This window comes from Miltoncostaea oceani, assembly GCF_018141545.1.
Taxonomy (GTDB): Bacteria; Actinomycetota; Thermoleophilia; order Miltoncostaeales; family Miltoncostaeaceae; genus Miltoncostaea; species Miltoncostaea oceani.
On record NZ_CP064356.1, the window covers coordinates 1,459,944 to 1,476,840 of the forward strand.

Here is a 16,897-nt window from a genome sequence, read left to right on the forward strand (position 1 = left end):
CGTCCCCTCCGACCGGCCGATGGAACGATATGGCCTCCGTCCCCACGGCCGCCGCGGACGCCGCCGCGGCCGGCACGCCCCCGCCCCTCGACGGGTGGGAGGCGCGGCTCGCCGCGGAGCGCGCCAGCCTGCGCCGCGTGGCCGCCGCCGTCGTCGCCCGCGCCGACGCCGGGGGCGCCCTCGACCTGGCGGCGTCCGAGGTCGCGACCCTGATGGGCGCCGAGCAGGGTTTCGTCTTCCGCCTCGTCGAGGGTGACCGCGTGATGGTCGCCGGCGCGTCGGGCGTCGAGGCGGCGCCGATCGGCGCCGTCCACGGGATGCTCCCCGCGGGGGTGATCCCCGAGGTCGTGCGCCGCCGCGCGCCCGTGCGCATCGAGGGGCGGCTGCGTCCCCTCGGGCGCGAGAACTCCGACCGGTACTGGATCGCGCCGGTCTACCGCGGGGGGGTCGGGGCGCCGGTGTTCGTGGGCGACGCGCTCTGGGGGGTGATGGTCGTGGCGACCACCCGCGACGAGCCGTTCCCCGCGGGGGCCGAGGACCGCCTCGACTACTTCGCCGAGATCGCGGGCATCGCGATCGGCACCGCCGAGGCGAACGAGCGCCTCGCGCGCCTCGCGATGAGCGACGCCCTGACGGGGCTCGCCAACAACCGCGCCTTCCAGGCCGCCCTCGACGCCGAGGTCGGGAGGGCCCGCCGCCACGGGCGGCCCCTCGCCCTCGCGGTCATCGACCTCGACCACTTCAAGTGGGTGAACGACACCCACGGCCACCTCGCGGGCGACACGGCGCTGATGGAGATCGCGAGCCGGCTGACGGCGGAGGGCCGCCGCGGCGACCTGATCGCCCGCGTCGGCGGGGAGGAGTTCGCCTGGGTGCTCCCCGAGACCGACCTGGCCGCCGGGCTGCGGGTCGCCGAGCGCGCCCGCCGCGCCGCGTCCTCCCGGCCGGTCCCCGTCGTGGGGCGCGTCACCCTGTCGATCGGCGTCGCCGAGCTCGCGCAGGCCGGTGACGCCGCCGAGCTGTACCGCCTCGCCGACGAGGCCCTCTACTGCGCGAAGCGCTCGGGCCGCGACCGCTGCGTCGCCTACGACGCCGGCATCTCCCTCCGGACGCCGGCGCCCTGGGCCCACCCCGTCGGGAGCGGCGCTGTGGCGCGGGCCCTCTCCCGGGCGATCGACGCCCGCGAGCCCGGCGCCCGCGCCCACTGCGAGCGCGTCGCCGCCCTGGTGGAGCGCATGGCCCGCGCGGACGGCTGGCCCGGCGACCGCGCCGTGATGCTCGCCGAGGCGGGTCTCGTGCACGAGATCGGGACCCTCGGCCTGCCCGCCGCGCTGCGCCACGCCGACGCCGCGCCCGCGCCCGACGACGCCGCCCTGCTGCGCCGCCACCTGCTGCTCGGCGCCGAGATCGTCACCGACGTGATGACGCCCGAGCAGGTCGGCTGGGTCCGCGCGCACGCGGAGCGCCACGACGGGTCGGGGCACCCCGACGGCGTCGCGGGCGAGGCGATCCCCGACGGCGCCCGCCTGATCGCGGTCGCCGACTTCTGGGACGCGCGGATCGCGTCCGGCTCCACCCCCGCCGTGGTGCGCGCCGAGCTCGCCGCACGCGCCGGGACGTGGTTCGACCCCGCCGCCGCGCGCCTGCTCGACGCGGCCGTCCGGGGGGAGCGCGTGTGAGCGGCCCGCCCGGGCTCACCTGGACCGCGGCGCGGGCGCCGGCGCCCCGCGACATCGAGCGGATCGCGGACGGGGAGCCGGTGTCCCTCGCCCCGGACGTCGTCGAGCGGGTCCGGGCCGGCCACGAGGCCGTCATCGACGCGCTGGCCGCCGGCGTCCGGGTCTACGGCGTCACGACCGGGCAGGGGTTCCTCGCCGACCGCGACCTCGACCCCGGCGACGTCGCGCGGCACCAGGGCAACCTGCTGATCGGCCGGGCCGTCGGGTCGGCGCCCTGGCTCGACCGCGCCGAGGCGCGCGCGCTGGTGGCGGTGCGGCTCGCCCGGTTCACGTCCGGCGCCGCGGGGGTCAGCCCGGCGCTCTGCGCGGCCCTCGTGGCGATGCTCGACACCGGCCTCACGCCCGCCGTCCCCCGCGAGGGCGTCGGCTGCTCGGGCGAGGTGATCCCCCTGTCGCACGCGTTCCAGGTGCTGCTCGGCGTCGGCCGCGTCCTCGCCGGCGACGGGGGGGTCGAGGACGCCGCGGCGGCCCTCGCCGCCCGGGGCCTCGCGCCGTACGCGCCCCGCCCGAAGGAGGGCATCGCCCTGCTCGCCGGCTCGCCCGGGGTCACCGCCCTCGCCGTGCTGCGCCGCCGCGACGCGGCGCGCCTCGCGGGCCTGATGACCGCCGGGGCCGCCGCCGCGGCGGACGCCGCGGGCGTCCCCCTCGACGCGCTGTCGCCCGCCGTCGGGCGCCTCGGCCCCGACCCCGTCCTGGCGGAGGCGACCGACCACCTCGGCCGGCTGCTGGCTGGCGCCCACGCGGACCGGCCGTCGTCGCAGGGGCCGGTGTCGTTCCGCGTCGCGCCGCAGGTGATCGCCCACCTGGTCCGCACCGTCGACCGGCTCGGGGACGACGCCACCCGGGCGCTCGCCGTGCCCGACGACTCGCCCGCCCTCATCGACGGGCGGTTCACGAGCACCGGCGCCTTCCACGAGATCGGCCTCGCCGCCGGCATGGACGCCCTCACGGCGGCGCTCGCGCGGGCGGCCGAGACCGCGGCCCAGCGGACGCACCGCCTGCTCGACGGACGCGTGACCGGCCTGCCCGACCAGCTCACCCCCCGCCCCGGACCCCGCTGCGGGCTGGTGGTGCTGCACAAGCGCGCCGTCGCCGTGGTCCACGAGATGCGCCGGCTCGCCGTGCCGGCCTCGATCGGGGTGGTGGACACCTCGCTCGGCCAGGAGGACGCCCAGACGTTCGGGTTCGCGTCGGCGGAGGCGCTGCGCCGCGCGCTCGGGCTGGCCGAGGAGGTCCTCGCGATCGAGCTGCTCACCGCCCGGCAGGCGTGGGCGCTGCGGGGCCGCCCGCCCGCGCCCGGGCTCGCCGGGCTCGCCGGTCCGCTGTGCGACGCCGTCGCCCCCGTCGACGAGGACCGCCCCCTCGGACCCGACGTCGACCGGGTCCGCGCGCTGCTGCGCCGGTCGCCCGTCCCGGAGTGCGCGACGGCCTGAGCTCCGGGGGACGGGTTCGCTACGCTCCTGTGCGGTCCGTCACTCGTCAAGGAGCGCTCGTCCATGCCGGTTCCCCGCCTATTCGAGGCGTCCAGCGACCCACGTGAGCAGTGGGTCCACGTCCTCGCCACGCTGCTGGGCCTCGGCGGGCCCGAGACGCGGACCGCGCTGGTCGAGGAGATCTCCGGGGAGTCCCTCCCCGAGGCCGACGCCCTCCTGGTGCGCGAGCAGCGCCCCCTCGGCGACGACCTGCTCGGCGACATCGTCGTGCGCGGCGCGGGCTGGACGTTCGCGGTGCAGGCGACCCTGGCCTTCGACGCCGACGAGGAGGCGCGCCTGCGCGCCACCCACGACGCGCTGGCCGAGTCCTACGACAAGGTGATCGTCGTCGCGGTCACCCCCGACCGCAAGCCGCCGGCGGCGGTCGAGCGGGCCGGCGCGGACGGCCGCACCATCCGCCACCGCTCCTGGCTCCGCGTGCGCGACTGGGTGCAGGAGCGCCCCGAGCGCGGCCGCGCCCAGGGCACCGACCTGCTGCTGCTGCGGGAGGCCGACTACTTCCTCACCCCGCGCGTCGCCGAGCTCTACCGGCTCGAGGGCCTCATGCCCCTCATCGCGCAGGACCTGCGGCCGAGCCTCGCCGGGATGTTCTTCGACCTGAACGACCTCGCCCCGGCCCCCCGCATCCGCAACGAGGCGGGCGCCGCGACCGTCGCCTTCCCGCAGACCGGCGACCCGCAGGCCGAGATCGCGGTCGGCAGGGACGGCCTCGCGCTCACGCTCGCGAGCGGCGACGGCGGGCCCGGCTACGCCGCCGGGGGCGACGGCCGCCCGCGGCTCGCCGTGAACGGCGCCGGCGACTACCTCGCCGCACGCGCGTGGACGCAGTCCACCGCGCGGTCGCTGCTCCCCGCGCGCCGGTGACGCTGGTCGCCCAGGAGCGGCGCGTCGGCCCCTGGGCGCTCGAGGAGCGGATCGGGGGAGGGGGGCAGGCCGCGGTCTACCGCGTGCGCCACGCCGTCCTCTCCCGGCCGGCCGCCCTCAAGCTGGTCCACCCCGCGATCTGGGCGGACCCCGGATTCCGGGTCCGCTTCGCGCGGGAGTGCGACGCCCTCGTCGCACTCGAGCACCCCGGCGTCGTCCCGATCCTCGACGCGGGGGAGCACGAGGGCCGGGGCTACCTCGTCATGGCGCTCGCGCGCGGCGGCAGCCTCGACGCGCGCCTCGCCGCCGGCCCGCTCGCCCCGCGCGAGGCGGCCACGATCGTCACGGCGATCGCGTCGGCCCTCGACGCGGCGCACGCCGCCGGGGTCCTGCACCGCGACGTGACCCCCGGCAACGTCCTGCTCGACCCCGCGGGGCCGTGGCTCGCCGACTTCGGCATCGCCCTGCGCGGGGACGCGACGGCGCTCACCGCCGAGGGCGCCCTCATCGGCACCGCCGGCTACCTCGCGCCCGAGGTGATCGCCGGCCACCGCGCCACGCCGGCGTCCGACCGCTACGCGCTCGCCGCGACCGCCTTCCGCGCCCTGACGGGCGAGCCGCCCTTCCGCGCCGACGGCATCGCGGGCGTCCTGCACGCCCACGCCCACCACGCGCCCCGCCGCGCCTCCGACGTGCGGCCCGGGCTCCCCGCCGCCCTCGACGCCGCCCTCGCGGACGGGCTGGCGAAGGACCCGGCCCACCGCCCCGCGACGGCCGCGACGCTCGCCGACGCCATCGACGCCGCCCTCGGCGGCACCGGGGCCCCCACCCGCGCGCTCGTGCGGCGCGCCCCGCCGCCCGCCGCCGCCGCCGCGCCGTGCTCGTGCCGGCCCTCGCCGTGGCGGGCCTGATCGCCGCGGGCGGGGGCGCGGCCGCCCTCACCGTCGGCCTCGGCGGCGGGGACCCCGCGACGCCCCCGCCGGCGCCCGCCGCCAACCCGCGCGTCACCCTCCCCGAGACGGTCCCCGGCCTCGACGGCCTCGGGGTGCGCGCGAGCGCCGCCGCGGCCGCCGACCTGCCCGGGGGCGTCGCCATCCCCGGCGCGGTCGCCGCCGACGTCGCGGGCGTCCGGGTCACCGCCTTCCCCGGCGGCTGGGACGCGCTCGCCGCGGTCCGCGCCCGGCTCGAGGACGACGACTACGTGGTCGAGCCGCTCGCCCCGGGCGGCACCGCGATCGGCGAGGTCGCCCGCCGGTACACCATCATCGACGTGCTCGGCCAGTCGGAGCGCTGGGCGATGCTGGTGCTCGCGGAGTCGACCGGCGAGCGCGCGGTGCTCGTGCGCGGCCGCTACGAGGACCCCGCGTCCTACGCGACGGCGCTCGCCTCCTCGCGCGGCGCCCAGGTGCGGCCCGTCTCCTGACCCCGGGTCCCGCGCCCCGTCGGGGTGGGGGCGCTTGCTAGAGTCGGGACGTGTCCTCCCGCGCCCTCGACGACCCCGTGATGGAGCAGCGGCGCCTCTCGGCGCTGTCGCAGATCCGCCAGATGGGCGACCCCGTGCTGCGGGCGCCGGCCCTGACGATCACCGAGTTCGACGAGGCGCTCGCCGACGAGGCGGAGCGGATGATCGCGATCATGCACGACGCCCGCGGCGTCGGGCTCGCCGCCCCCCAGGTCGGCTCCCTGCGCCGGCTCGCGGTGGTCATGACGGGGGAGGACGCGCCGCCGGCGGTCCTCTGCAACCCCGAGATCACGTGGCGCTCCGACGAGGAGGAGTACGACTACGAGGGGTGCCTCTCGATCGGCGAGATCAGCGTCGAGGTGCCCCGCGCGGTGGCGATCCGGGTGCGTGCGCAGGACGTGCGCGGCAACGTGATCGAGCTGGAGCCGGAGGGCTTCGCCGCACGCGTGATCCAGCACGAGCTCGACCACCTGGACGGCGTCCTGATCCTCGACCGCACGGCGCCCGATCAGCGCCGGGAGGCGCTCAAGGCACTGCGCGACGGGGGCTGACCGCCCGTGCGCATCGCCTTCGCGGGCAGCCCCGACGCGGCGGTGGGGCCGCTGCGCGCACTCGTCGCGTCGCCCCACGAGGTCGTCGTCGTCGTGTCGCAGCCGGACCGGCCGAGGGGCCGGCGCGGCACGCCCACCCCGACGCCCGTCGCCGCGGCGGCCCTGGAGCTGGGGCTCCCGGTGATCCGGCCGCGGACCATCAACGACCCCGAGGTGCGGGAGCAGATCGCCGCGACGGGCGCCGACGCGCTCGCGGTGGTGGCCTTCGGGCAGATCCTGCGTGACGCCGTGCTCGACGCGTGGCCCTGCGTGAACGTCCACTTCTCGCTGCTCCCGGCGTACCGCGGCGCGGCGCCGGTCGAACGTGCCCTGATGGATGGAGTCGAGGAGACCGGCGTGACGATCATGCGCATGGACGCGGGGCTGGACACCGGACCGATGCTGGCGGTGGAGCGGACCCCGATCGACCCGGCGGAGGACACCGGCGCCCTGGTCGCGCGGCTGTCGGAGATGGGCGGGCCGCTGCTGGCCCGGGTCCTCACCGACATGGAGGAGGGGCGCGCCGTCGAGACGCCGCAGCCCGACGAGGGCGTGTCGCTGGCCCCCAAGATCACCGCCGACGACCGCCCCCTCGACCTCGGACGGCCCGCCGCCGAGCTCGCCCGCCGCGTGCGGGCCCTGTCGCCGCACATCGGGGCGACCTGCCGCATCGGCGGGGAGCCCTTCAAGGTCTGGCGCGCCGCCGCCCACGACGCCCCCGCGCCGGCGGGCCTCACCGCGACCGACGGCCGCCTGGTCGCCGGGTGCGCGGAGGGGTCGCTCGAGATCCTCGAGCTGCAGCCCCCCGGGCGCGGGCGGATGGACGCCGGCAGCTTCCTCCGCGGCCACCGCGGCCCCCTCGACTGGACGACCTCATGAGCACCGCCACCGAGTCACCGGCCGGCGGCGGCGTCGCCCGCGAGCGCAGCGTCGCCCTGCGGGTCCTGCGCCGCGTGGACGACGGCGCCTACGCCGACCGCGCCCTCGCCGCCGAGGCCCGCCGGGCGGAGCTCGACCCGCGTTCCCGCGCCCACGCCATGCGCCTCGCCTACGGGGCGGTGCAGCGGCGCCGCACGCTCGACTGGCTCATCGACGGCGCCCTCGACCGCCCGACCCACCTCGAGCCGGCGGTGCGGGACATCCTCCGCCTCGGCGCGTACGAGCTCGCCTTCTCCGACGGCGTGCCGGACCACGCCGCGGTCGACCAGGCCGTCCGCCAGGCCCGCGGCCTGCGCGGCGCGAAGGCCCGGTCGTCGGCCCGCGCCGGCCTCGTGAACGCCGTGATGCGCCGCCTCGCCGGCGACGCCGCCGGCCGCCTGGCGGAGCTCGACGCGGGAGGGGCCGAGACGGCCGGCCTGCGCCACTCGATGCCCGACTGGATCGCGGCGCGGCTCGTGGACTCGCTCGGCGAGGAGGACGCGGACGGCGTCATGCGCGCCGCCGCCGAGCCCGCCGAGTCGGCGCTGCGGTGGAACCCGCTGCGCGGCCCGCGGGCGACCCTCGAGGCCGCCCTGCCGGACGGCTGGCGGCGCGACCCGCTCGTGCCCGAGGCCTACGTCCTGCCCGGCGCGTTCGCGCTGGAGGACTCCGAGGTGTGGGCCCGCGGCCGGGCGATGGGGCAGAGCCGCGCCTCGCAGCTCGTCGCCCACGTCGTCGCGCCCGTCGCCGGCGAGCGGGTGCTGGACCTCTGCGCCGCCCCGGGCGCCAAGACGACCCACATGGCGGCGCTCGCGTACGGCGGCGCCCGCATCACGGCCGTGGAGCTGCGCCCCCAGCGGGCCCAGGCGCTCCGCGCCGTCGCCCACCGCATGGGCGCCCGGGTGGACGTCGTCGAGGGCGACGCCCTCGAGGTCGCGCTCGACGGGGGGTACGACGCCGTGCTCGTGGACCCGCCCTGCACCGGCCTCGGGGTGCTGTCGGCGCGGCCGGACGCGCGCTGGCGGCGTCGGGAGGAGGCCCTCGAGCCCCTCACCCGCCTGCAGTCGGCGCTGCTCGGCCGTGCGCTCGAGCTCGTCCGCCCCGGCGGCCGCGTCGTCTACTCGACGTGCACGTTGATCGCCGCCGAGAACGAGGACGTCGTGCGGGCGTCCGGCGCCACGATCGAGGACCTGGGCGACGCCTTCCCGGGCCTCGCGCACCCGCGCGTGCCGGGGGCGCTCCTGACGTTGCCGCACCGCCACGGCACCGACGGCTTCTTCGTGGCCCGGTTGCGCCCGTGAGCCTGCCGCTCCCCCGCGACCCGGTGGTGCTGCCGTCGGTCATGTCGGCCGACATGCTGGCGCTCGGCGACCAGGTCGCCGCGCTCGCCGGCGCCGGGGCGCGCGCCTTCCACGTGGACGTCATGGACGGCGCCTTCGTCCCCAACCTCACCGTCGGACCCGACTGGACGCGCGCCCTCGCCGGCGTGGCGCACGCCGCCGGGGCCCTCGTCGACGTGCACCTGATGGTCGCGCGACCCGGCGAGATGATCCCGCTGTTCGCCCCGTACGCCGACGCCATCACCGTCCACGTGGAGGCCGACCCGCACCCGCACCGGCTGCTCGGGGTCATCCGCGAGGCCGGCTGCCACGCGGGGCTCGCGCTCAACCCCGGCACCCCGGTCGAGCACGTCGCCGAGCTCGCCGACGAGCTCGACTACGTCAACGTGCTGGCGGTCGACCCGGGTTTCGCCGGCCAGTCGTTCATCACGTCGGCGCCGCGGCGGATCGCCCGCCTCCGGGAGCTGCTGCCCGACCGCGTGGTCATCGAGGTCGACGGCGGCATCGGCACGGCGACGCTGCCCGGCGCACGGGCCGCCGGGGCGACGATGCTCGTCTCGGCGTCGTCGATCTTCGGGGCGGACGACCCCCTCGCCGCCTTCCGCGCCCTGACGGGGCTGGCGGCCGGGTGACCACCCGCGCCACCGCGCCGGTCACGCCGTCCGAGGCCGCCGCCCTCGACCGTGCGCGCGCGCTGGCGCTCAACGGCCGCGGACGGGTCAGCCCGAACCCCCTCGTCGGGGCCGTGGTGCTGCGCGACGGGGTCACGGTGGCGGAGGGCTGGCACGAGGGACCCGGCCTGCCCCACGCCGAGGCCATGGCCCTCGCCGCCGCCGGCGACGCCGCGCGCGGCGCGACGGTGATCTGCACGCTGGAGCCCTGCTCGCACCACGGGCGCACGCCCCCCTGCGCGCACGCGCTGGTGGACGCCGGCGTGGCGCGGGTGGTCGTCGGCCTCGCCGACCCGCTGGAGCGGGAGCGGGCCGGCGGCGTCGCGGTGCTGCGGGAGGCCGGCGTCGAGGTGGTCCTCGCGGAGGGCGCGGCCCGCCACGCCTGCGCCGAGCTGGTCTCGCCGTTCCTGACGGCGGCCCTGACCGGGCGGCCCGAGGTCACGCTCAAGCTCGCGACGAGCCTCGACGGCCGCATCGCGACGGCGACGGGGGAGAGCCGCTGGATCTCCGGCCCCGCGTCGCGTGCCCTCGTGCACCGGTGGCGGGCCGACGCCGACGCCGTCGCGGTCGGCCTCGGCACCGCCCTCGCCGACGACCCGCGCCTGACGGCCCGCGACGTGGACGGCCCCGTGCGCCCGCCCGCCCGGGTGGTCTTCGACACGACGGCCCGGCTCCCGCTCGACGCGGCCCTCGTGCGGGACGCGGCCGACGGGCCCCCCGTGATCGTGCTGGCCGGGGAGGCCGCCCCCGCCGACCGCGTCGCGGCCCTGCGGGAGCGCGGCGTCGAGGTCGAGGTGCTGCCCGGCGACGCCCCCGCGCGCCTCGACGCCGGCCTCCGGGCGCTCGGCGCGCGCGGCGTCCAGTCCCTGTTCGTCGAGGGCGGCGCCGTGCTGGCCGGGGCCCTCGTCGCGGCCGGGGCCGTCGACCGGGTCGCCTGGTTCCTCGCGCCGATGCTGATCGGCGGCGACGGCGCCCCGAGCGCCCTCGCCGGCGAGGGGGTGCGGGAGCTGTCCGCCGCGCCCCGCCTGATCGACACCCGCACCGAGGACGTCGGCGGGGACGTGCTGGTGACCGGGCGCCTGCGCCCCCTGCCGGGAGGCGGCTGATGTTCACGGGTCTCGTGGAGGAGGGCGGCGTCGTCACGCGCGTCGAGCCCCGCGACGAGGGGGCGCGCCTCGTGATCGGCGCCTCCGTCGTGCTGGAGGGCCTCGCGGTCGGCGACTCCGTCGCCGTCAACGGCGCGTGCCTGACCGCCGTGGACGTCACCGGGGACGGGTTCGCCGTGGACGCCGTCGCCGAGACGCTGCGCCGCACGTCCCTCGGGGGCGCCGCCCCCGGTGACCGTGTCAACCTGGAGCGGCCCATGCGGCTCGGTGACCGTCTCGACGGCCACCTGGTCCAGGGGCACGTGGACGGCCTCGGCACCGTGCGGGCCGCCCGCCCCGAGGGGGGCAGCACGATCCTGGAGATCGCGGCGCCCGCCCCCCTGCTGCGCTACGTGGTCGAGAAGGGGAGCATCACCGTGGACGGTGTCAGCCTGACGGTCGCCGAACGGCTCCCGGACGCCTTCACCGTCGCGCTGATCCCGCACACCATGGCCGTCACGACGCTCGGTCCCCGGGCCGTCGGGCGACCCGTGAACCTCGAGGTGGATGTGGTGGCAAAATACGTCGAGGCGCTGGCGGCGCCGTACGCCCCGCCGGGAGGAGACGCGCGATGAGCACGAAGGGGACGACCGACTTCGCCACCGTCACGGAGGCGATCGAGGAGATCCGCGCCGGCCGCATGGTGGTGATCCTCGACTCCGAGGACCGCGAGAACGAGGGCGACCTCGTCATGGCCGCGCAGTTCGCCACGCCGGAGGCCATCAACTTCATGGCCACCCACGGCCGTGGCCTGATCTGCCTCGCCCTCACCGACCAGCGCTGCGACCAGCTCGGCCTGAAGCCCGTCGTGCGGCAGAACGAGAGCCAGTACGCCACCGCCTTCACCGAGCCGATCGAGGCGCGGCACGGCATCACGACGGGCATCTCGGCCCCCGACCGCTCCCGCACGATCATGGTGGCGATCGACCCCGACGCCGGCCCCGAGGACATCGTCAAGCCCGGCCACGTGTTCCCGCTGCGGGCCAAGCCCGGCGGCGTCCTCGAACGCGCCGGCCACACCGAGGCCGCCGTCGACCTGGCGCGCCTCGCGGGCCTGATCCCCGCGGGCGTCATCTGCGAGATCAGCAACGCCGACGGCACCATGGCCCGCGTGCCCGAGCTCATGCCCTACGCGGCGGAGCACGGCCTGCGGATCATCACCATCGCCCAGCTCATCGAGCACCGCCGCCGCACGGAGCGCCTGATCGAGCGCGGCACCGCCGCCCGGCTGCCCACCGAGTACGGCGACTGGACCGCCGTCGGCTACCGCTCGATCCTCGACGGCAAGCACCACCTCGCGATGGTGAAGGGCGAGGTCGACGGGGCGAAGGACGTGCTGGTGCGCGTCCACTCCGAGTGCCTCACCGGCGACGTGTTCGGCTCGCAGCGCTGCGACTGCGGCGAGCAGCTGCGCGCCGCGATGCGCACCATCGCCGAGGAGGGCAGCGGGGTGCTGCTCTACATCGCCCAGGAGGGCCGCGGCATCGGCCTCCTCAACAAGCTGAGGGCGTACGAGCTGCAGGACCAGGGGCTCGACACGGTGCAGGCCAACCTCGAGCTCGGCTTCCCCCCCGACCTGCGCGACTACGGCATCGGCGCCCAGATCCTCGTGGACCTCGGCCTCAGCTCGATCCGCCTCCTCACCAACAACCCCAAGAAGATCGTCGGCCTCGAGGGCTACGGCCTGTCGGTGATCGACCGGGTCCCGATCGAGATGAGCCCCGTCGGCGACAACGTCGAGTACCTCCGCACGAAGCGCGACAAGATGGGCCACATCCTCCACCACCAGGACCTCCGCTTCGACGCCGACGGCGTCGGGTCGGAGGAGGGCGAGACCGACTGATGGCCCGCATCGGCCCGCCGCCCCCGGCGCCCCGCCTCGAGCACCCCGGGGTGCGGATGGTCGCGGTCATCGCGGGCTTCCACCGCGACCTGAGCGAACGCCTGCTGCAGGGCACCGCGGACCGCCTCCGCGAGGCGGGGCTGCCCGACGGGCACCTCGAGGAGGCCTGGGTCCCCGGCGCGTTCGAGCTGCCCCTCGCGGCCCGCTCGATGGCCCTCCGCCGGCGGTACGCGGCGGTCATCGCCCTCGGCGTCGTGATCCGGGGCGAGACTGCCCACTTCGACCACATCTGCTCCGCCGCGTCGCACGGCCTGATGCGCGTCGGCCTCGAGACCGGCGTGCCCTGCACGTTCGGACTGCTGACCACCGAGGACCGCCCGCAGGCCGAGGCCCGCTCCGGCGGCGACAAGGGCAACGCCGGCTCCGACGCCGCCGACGCCGCGGTGGTCATGGCGAACCTGGTCGCCGAAGGACGCTGACCGGGTCTGGCTTTTCCGGCGGCCGTCCCCGGCGGCAGCCGGTGCCGCCGTCCGCGCCGTTCTCGCGATCAGCGGCGAAGCCGCCGCGAGAGGCGCTTGTCCGCGACCACGAAAACATTCGGATTCGGTAATCCCTGCGGAGCGGGAGCCCCGTCGGGGGATAGGGTCGTGCGTGGGGTGGCCGTCCACGATTTTGGAGAGAGCATGACCCATCGCACCATCCGGCGCCGCGGCGCCATCGCCGCCCTCGTGGCGCCCGCCGTCATCGCGGCCGTCCCGGCCGTCGCGAGCGCCGCGCCGGTCATCGCCGCCGACGCGATCTGCGTCCGTCCCGTGCAGCCGGCGTCGGGCGGTCTCACCGCGCCGCCGCTCGCCGTGACGGGGTCGGGCTTCGGCCCCGGTGCCCAGGTGACGCTGCGCCGCGGCGCCCGCAGCATCTCGGGGGTCGCCGGCGCCGACGGCACCATCTCCGCCCAGCTCAGCGTGTTCGACCTCCTCACCGGCACCGTCCCGCGGTCGACGCCGTTCACGGTCGTGGCCGAGGACGCGGGCGGCCCCGGCGGCACCCCCCCGGCGCAGGGCGTCAGCAACACCATCAACCTGCGCGCGGCCCCGCTCGCCTTCAGCGCCACGCCGAAGCGGGCGCGGCCGTCGGCGAAGGTGACGTTCAAGCTGTCCGGCTTCACGCCGGACCTGCCGATCTACGCGCACTACCGCTACGGCGGGAAGGTCCGCGCCAACGTGAAGTTCGGCCGCGCGAGCAACCCCTGCGGCCTGCTCACCGTCAAGCGGCGGCAGATCCCGGTCTCGAACCCGCAGACCGGCCTGTGGCGCGTCCAGTTCGACCAGAGCCCGAGGTTCTCGGCGAAGTCCACGCCGCGCCTCTCGGCGAGCATCAACGTCTTCAGGACGTACGTGAACCGGTAGCCGCCACGGGCGCCGCGGACCCCGCCCCGGCGGGTCCGCGGTTCCCCTGGGGGTCCCGGTGGACTAGGTTTCGCGGGAGGCCGACTCCCCGGCGGCCGTGGTGTAGCCGCACGTCCCGTCCCGTACGCCGGAGGTCCGACCCGTGACCACAGACGTCCCGCGCCTGACCGGGTTGCGCGGCGTCCTGTTCGACCTCGACGGGGTCCTCACCCCGACGGCGGAGGTCCACAGGCGCGCGTGGCGGAGGATGTTCTCCGCGGCCCTCGCCGCCCGCGGCGTCGTCGAGCCGTACACCGACGCCGACTACTTCGCGTACATCGACGGCAAGCCACGTCTCGACGGGGTGCGGGCGATGCTCGCGTCACGGGGCATCGTGCTGCCCGAGGGGACGCCCGGCGACGACCCCGTCGCCGAGACCGTCGCCGGGCTCGGGAACCGCAAGAACGCGGCGTTCACCGCCGAGCTCGCGGAGAACGGGGTCACCCCGTACCCCGGGTCGGTCGCCTTCCTCGACGCGGCGATCGCCGCCGGGCTCGCCGTCGCGGTCGTGTCGAGCTCGCGCAACGCGGAGCCGGTCCTGCGGGCCGCCGGGCTGCGCGACCGGTTCGCGCACGTCGTCGACGGGGAGGTCGCCGCGGCCCTCGGGCTGCCCGGCAAGCCGGCGCCCGACACGTACCTCCACGGCGCCCGCCTGCTGGGGCTCGGGGCGGAGGAGTGCGTCGTCGTGGAGGACGCCCACTCCGGGGTCCAGGCGGGGCGCGACGGCGGGTTCGGCCTGGTGGTCGGCGTCGATCGGGGAGCCGGAGCGCTGGAACTGCTCGCCTCCGGTGCCGATCTCGTGGTCGACGACCTCGCCGAGCTGATCCCCGAGCTCCCGACCGCCGACCCCCGGGACCCCGCATGAACCGCATCGACTCCGACCCGCTCGACCGCAGCCGGTTCCCGGTCGACGAGTGGTCGCTGCGCGAGACGGAGTTCAGCGCCGCGCTGCAGGGGCGCACCGAGAGCCTGTTCGCCGTCGGCAACGGCTACCTCGGGTTGCGCGGCAACCTCGAGGAGGGCCGCGACGGCCACGACCACGGCACGTTCATCAACGGCTTCCACGAGACGTGGCCGATCCGGCACGCCGAGGAGGCGTTCGGCTTCGCCCGCGTCGGCCAGACGATCGTCAACGTCCCCGACGCGAAGGTCATCCGCCTCTACGTCGACGACGAGCCGCTCGTCATCAGCGAGGCCGAGCTGCTCGCGTACTCGCGGGTCCTCGACTTCCGCGACGGGGTGCTCATCCGCGAGCTCGAGTGGCGGACGCCCGCCGGCAAGCGCGTGCGGGTCTGCTCGCGCCGGATGGTCTCGTTCACCGACCGTCACCTCGGGGCCATCGACTACGAGGTGACGCTGCTCGACGCGGACGCCTCCATCCTCATCTCCAGCCAGATCCTGAACCGCCAGGACGGCGTCGACGAGTACACCGCCGGCAACGGCGTCGGCGGCTTCGACCCGCGCAAGGCCGAGGCGTTCAGAGAGCGGGTCCTCCAGCCCGCCCTGCGTCAGGAGCGGGAGGACCGCCACCTGCTCGGCTACCGGACGACCCATTCCGCCATGACGCTCGCCTGCGGCGTCGAGCACACGCTGCTGACCGACTGCGAGTGGGACCGGTCGAGCAGCATCGACGACGACGTCGCCAAGCACGTCTACCGGGTGCGGGCCCGCGCCGGCGTGCCGGTGCGCCTCGTCAAGATGCTGTCGTACCACACGGCCGTCGGGGTTCCCCCGAGCGCGCTGGCCGACCGCTGCCACCGCTCGCTCGACCGGGCACGGGAGCTCACCCTCGCCGGGATGACCGCCCAGCAGCGCGAATGGCTCGACGGCTACTGGGAGCGGTCCGACGTCGTCGTGGACGGGCACCCCGACATCCAGCAGGCCGTGCGGTGGAACCTGTTCCAGGCCGCCCAGGCGTCGGCGCGCACCGACGGCGGCGGCATCGCGGCGAAGGGCGTCTCCGGCTCCGGCTACGGAGGCCACTACTTCTGGGACACCGAGATCTACGTCCTGCCGTTCCTGACGTACACCTCGCCGAACGTCGCCCGCAACGCGCTGCGGTTCCGGCAGGGGATGCTCGACGCCGCCCGCGACCGCGCCGCCGAGCTCAACCAGCGCGGCGCGCTGTTCCCGTGGCGCACGATCAACGGGCTCGAGTCGTCGGCCTACTACGCCGCCGGCACCGCGCAGTACCACATCGATGCGGACATCTCGCACGCGCTCGTGCAGTACGTCGAGGCGACCGCCGACTGGGACTACCTGTCCCGCGGGGCCGTCGACATCCTCGTCGAGACCGCGCGCATGTGGGAGGACCTCGGCTTCTGGCGCCGCAACGGCGACAGCTCGTTCCACATCCACGGCGTGACGGGCCCGGACGAGTACACGACCGTCGTCAACGACAACCTCTACACCAACGTCATGGCGCGGGCCAACCTGCGCGCCGCCGCGCGCATCTGCCGGCGTCTCCAGAGCTCCGACCCCCGGGCGTTCGACCGGCTGCAGCGCCGCCTCGGGCTGGAGGTGGGGGAGATCGAGGACTGGTCGCAGGCCGCCGAGGCCATGCACGTGCCGTACGACTCGCGCCTCGGCATCCACCCCCAGGACTCCCAGTTCCTCGAGAAGGAGGTCTGGGACCTCGAGAGCACCCCGAACGGGCAGCGGCCCCTGCTGCTCCACTACCACCCGCTCGTCATCTACCGCTTCCAGGTGCTCAAGCAGACGGACGTGGTGCTGGCGCTCCTCCTGCAGGGCGACGAGTTCACGCCCGAGCAGAAGCTGAACGACTTCGCCTACTACGACCCGCTCACCACCGGCGACTCCACCCTGTCGGCGGTCGTCCAGTCGATCATCGCGGCCGAGATCGGCTACAAGGACCTCGCCCGGGAGTACTTCCTGTCGGCGCTCTACGTCGACCTCGGGGACCTGCACCGCAACACCCCCGACGGCGTCCACGTCGCCTCGACCGGCGGCATCTGGAGCACCCTCGTCTTCGGCTTCGGCGGCATGCGCGACTGGCGCGGCCGCTACACCTTCGACCCGCGGCTTCCGGACGACTGGGAGCGTCTCGAGTTCCGCATCACGCTCCGGGGGTCCCGCGTGCGCGCCGAGCTGCGCCGGGAGTCGATCACGTTCACCCTCGAGGAGGGGGTGGGGGTCGACGTGGAGGTGCGCGGGGAGCCCGTCAGCGTCCGCCTCGGCGCACCGGTCGTGGTGCCGCTCGACGGCCAGGGGCCGCGCCTCACGGGCACGCCGCGCACGAGCGACCTCGAGGGCTCCCGGCGCGAGGACGGGTCGCTCATCATGGCGTCGGTCCCGACGCCCGCCTCGGACCTGCTCGTCGAGGACGTCGAGGACGCCGTCCGGCCGGGGCCCGCCTGAGGGACGTGC

The 16,897-nt window shown here is 76.5% G+C and carries 16 protein-coding genes; all 16 read left to right on the plus strand.

Annotation, left to right across the window (positions count from 1 at the left end; translation table 11 throughout):
- Nucleotides 1-29 precede the first annotated feature (29 nt).
- The gene (locus IU369_RS07430; RefSeq protein ID WP_217923940.1) at nt 30-1,679 is read left to right on the plus strand and encodes a bifunctional diguanylate cyclase/phosphohydrolase; all 1,650 of its coding nucleotides are present in this window, start codon (nt 30-32) and stop codon (nt 1,677-1,679) included.
- Complete coding sequence (locus IU369_RS07435; protein WP_217923941.1) at nt 1,676-3,172, plus strand: aromatic amino acid ammonia-lyase; 1,497 nt, start codon at nt 1,676-1,678, stop codon at nt 3,170-3,172. Before IU369_RS07430 ends, IU369_RS07435 begins: the two co-directional genes overlap by 4 nt.
- Before the next feature lie 63 nt (nt 3,173-3,235).
- Nucleotides 3,236-4,096 (plus strand): hypothetical protein, encoded by an 861-nt coding sequence (locus IU369_RS07440; RefSeq protein WP_217923942.1) that lies wholly within the window; start codon nt 3,236-3,238, stop codon nt 4,094-4,096.
- Nucleotides 4,093-5,007, plus strand: coding sequence for a serine/threonine-protein kinase (locus IU369_RS07445; protein WP_217923943.1), 915 nt, complete (start codon nt 4,093-4,095; stop codon nt 5,005-5,007). The genes IU369_RS07440 and IU369_RS07445 overlap by 4 nt, the downstream gene beginning before the upstream one ends.
- Entirely contained in the window at nt 4,974-5,519 is a 546-nt protein-coding gene (locus tag IU369_RS07450; protein ID WP_217923944.1) for a hypothetical protein, read from the plus strand. Before IU369_RS07445 ends, IU369_RS07450 begins: the two co-directional genes overlap by 34 nt.
- A gap of 50 nt (nt 5,520-5,569) precedes the next feature.
- Nucleotides 5,570-6,109: a peptide deformylase gene (gene def, locus IU369_RS07455; protein WP_217923945.1), complete on the plus strand. Its 540-nt coding sequence runs from the start codon at nt 5,570-5,572 to the stop codon at nt 6,107-6,109.
- Between the two features lie 6 nt (nt 6,110-6,115).
- Nucleotides 6,116-7,027, plus strand: a complete 912-nt coding sequence (gene fmt, locus IU369_RS07460) for a methionyl-tRNA formyltransferase (protein WP_217923946.1) — start codon at nt 6,116-6,118, stop codon at nt 7,025-7,027.
- Nucleotides 7,024-8,367, plus strand: coding sequence for a transcription antitermination factor NusB (locus IU369_RS07465; RefSeq protein ID WP_217923947.1), 1,344 nt, complete (start codon nt 7,024-7,026; stop codon nt 8,365-8,367). The genes fmt and IU369_RS07465 overlap by 4 nt, the downstream gene beginning before the upstream one ends.
- Nucleotides 8,364-9,038 (plus strand): ribulose-phosphate 3-epimerase, encoded by a 675-nt coding sequence (locus IU369_RS07470; RefSeq protein ID WP_217923948.1) that lies wholly within the window; start codon nt 8,364-8,366, stop codon nt 9,036-9,038. Before IU369_RS07465 ends, IU369_RS07470 begins: the two co-directional genes overlap by 4 nt.
- Nucleotides 9,035-10,183: a bifunctional diaminohydroxyphosphoribosylaminopyrimidine deaminase/5-amino-6-(5-phosphoribosylamino)uracil reductase RibD gene (gene ribD / locus IU369_RS07475; RefSeq protein WP_217923949.1), complete on the plus strand. Its 1,149-nt coding sequence runs from the start codon at nt 9,035-9,037 to the stop codon at nt 10,181-10,183. Before IU369_RS07470 ends, ribD begins: the two co-directional genes overlap by 4 nt.
- Complete coding sequence (locus IU369_RS07480) at nt 10,183-10,797, plus strand: riboflavin synthase (RefSeq protein ID WP_217923950.1); 615 nt, start codon at nt 10,183-10,185, stop codon at nt 10,795-10,797. Before ribD ends, IU369_RS07480 begins: the two co-directional genes overlap by 1 nt.
- Complete coding sequence (locus tag IU369_RS07485; RefSeq protein ID WP_217923951.1) at nt 10,794-12,065, plus strand: bifunctional 3,4-dihydroxy-2-butanone-4-phosphate synthase/GTP cyclohydrolase II; 1,272 nt, start codon at nt 10,794-10,796, stop codon at nt 12,063-12,065. The genes IU369_RS07480 and IU369_RS07485 overlap by 4 nt, the downstream gene beginning before the upstream one ends.
- Nucleotides 12,065-12,544, plus strand: coding sequence for a 6,7-dimethyl-8-ribityllumazine synthase (ribH, locus tag IU369_RS07490; RefSeq protein WP_217923952.1), 480 nt, complete (start codon nt 12,065-12,067; stop codon nt 12,542-12,544). Before IU369_RS07485 ends, ribH begins: the two co-directional genes overlap by 1 nt.
- A gap of 204 nt (nt 12,545-12,748) precedes the next feature.
- A complete protein-coding gene (locus tag IU369_RS07495; protein WP_217923953.1) occupies nt 12,749-13,471 on the plus strand; it encodes a hypothetical protein in 723 nt (240 codons plus the stop codon).
- A 142-nt stretch (nt 13,472-13,613) separates the two neighbouring features.
- A complete protein-coding gene (locus IU369_RS07500; RefSeq protein WP_217923954.1) occupies nt 13,614-14,375 on the plus strand; it encodes an HAD family hydrolase in 762 nt (253 codons plus the stop codon).
- On the plus strand, nt 14,372-16,888 hold the full coding sequence (locus IU369_RS07505; RefSeq protein ID WP_217923955.1) for a glycoside hydrolase family 65 protein: 2,517 nt from the start codon (nt 14,372-14,374) through the stop codon (nt 16,886-16,888). Before IU369_RS07500 ends, IU369_RS07505 begins: the two co-directional genes overlap by 4 nt.
- The last annotated feature ends 9 nt before the right edge of the window (nt 16,889-16,897 follow it).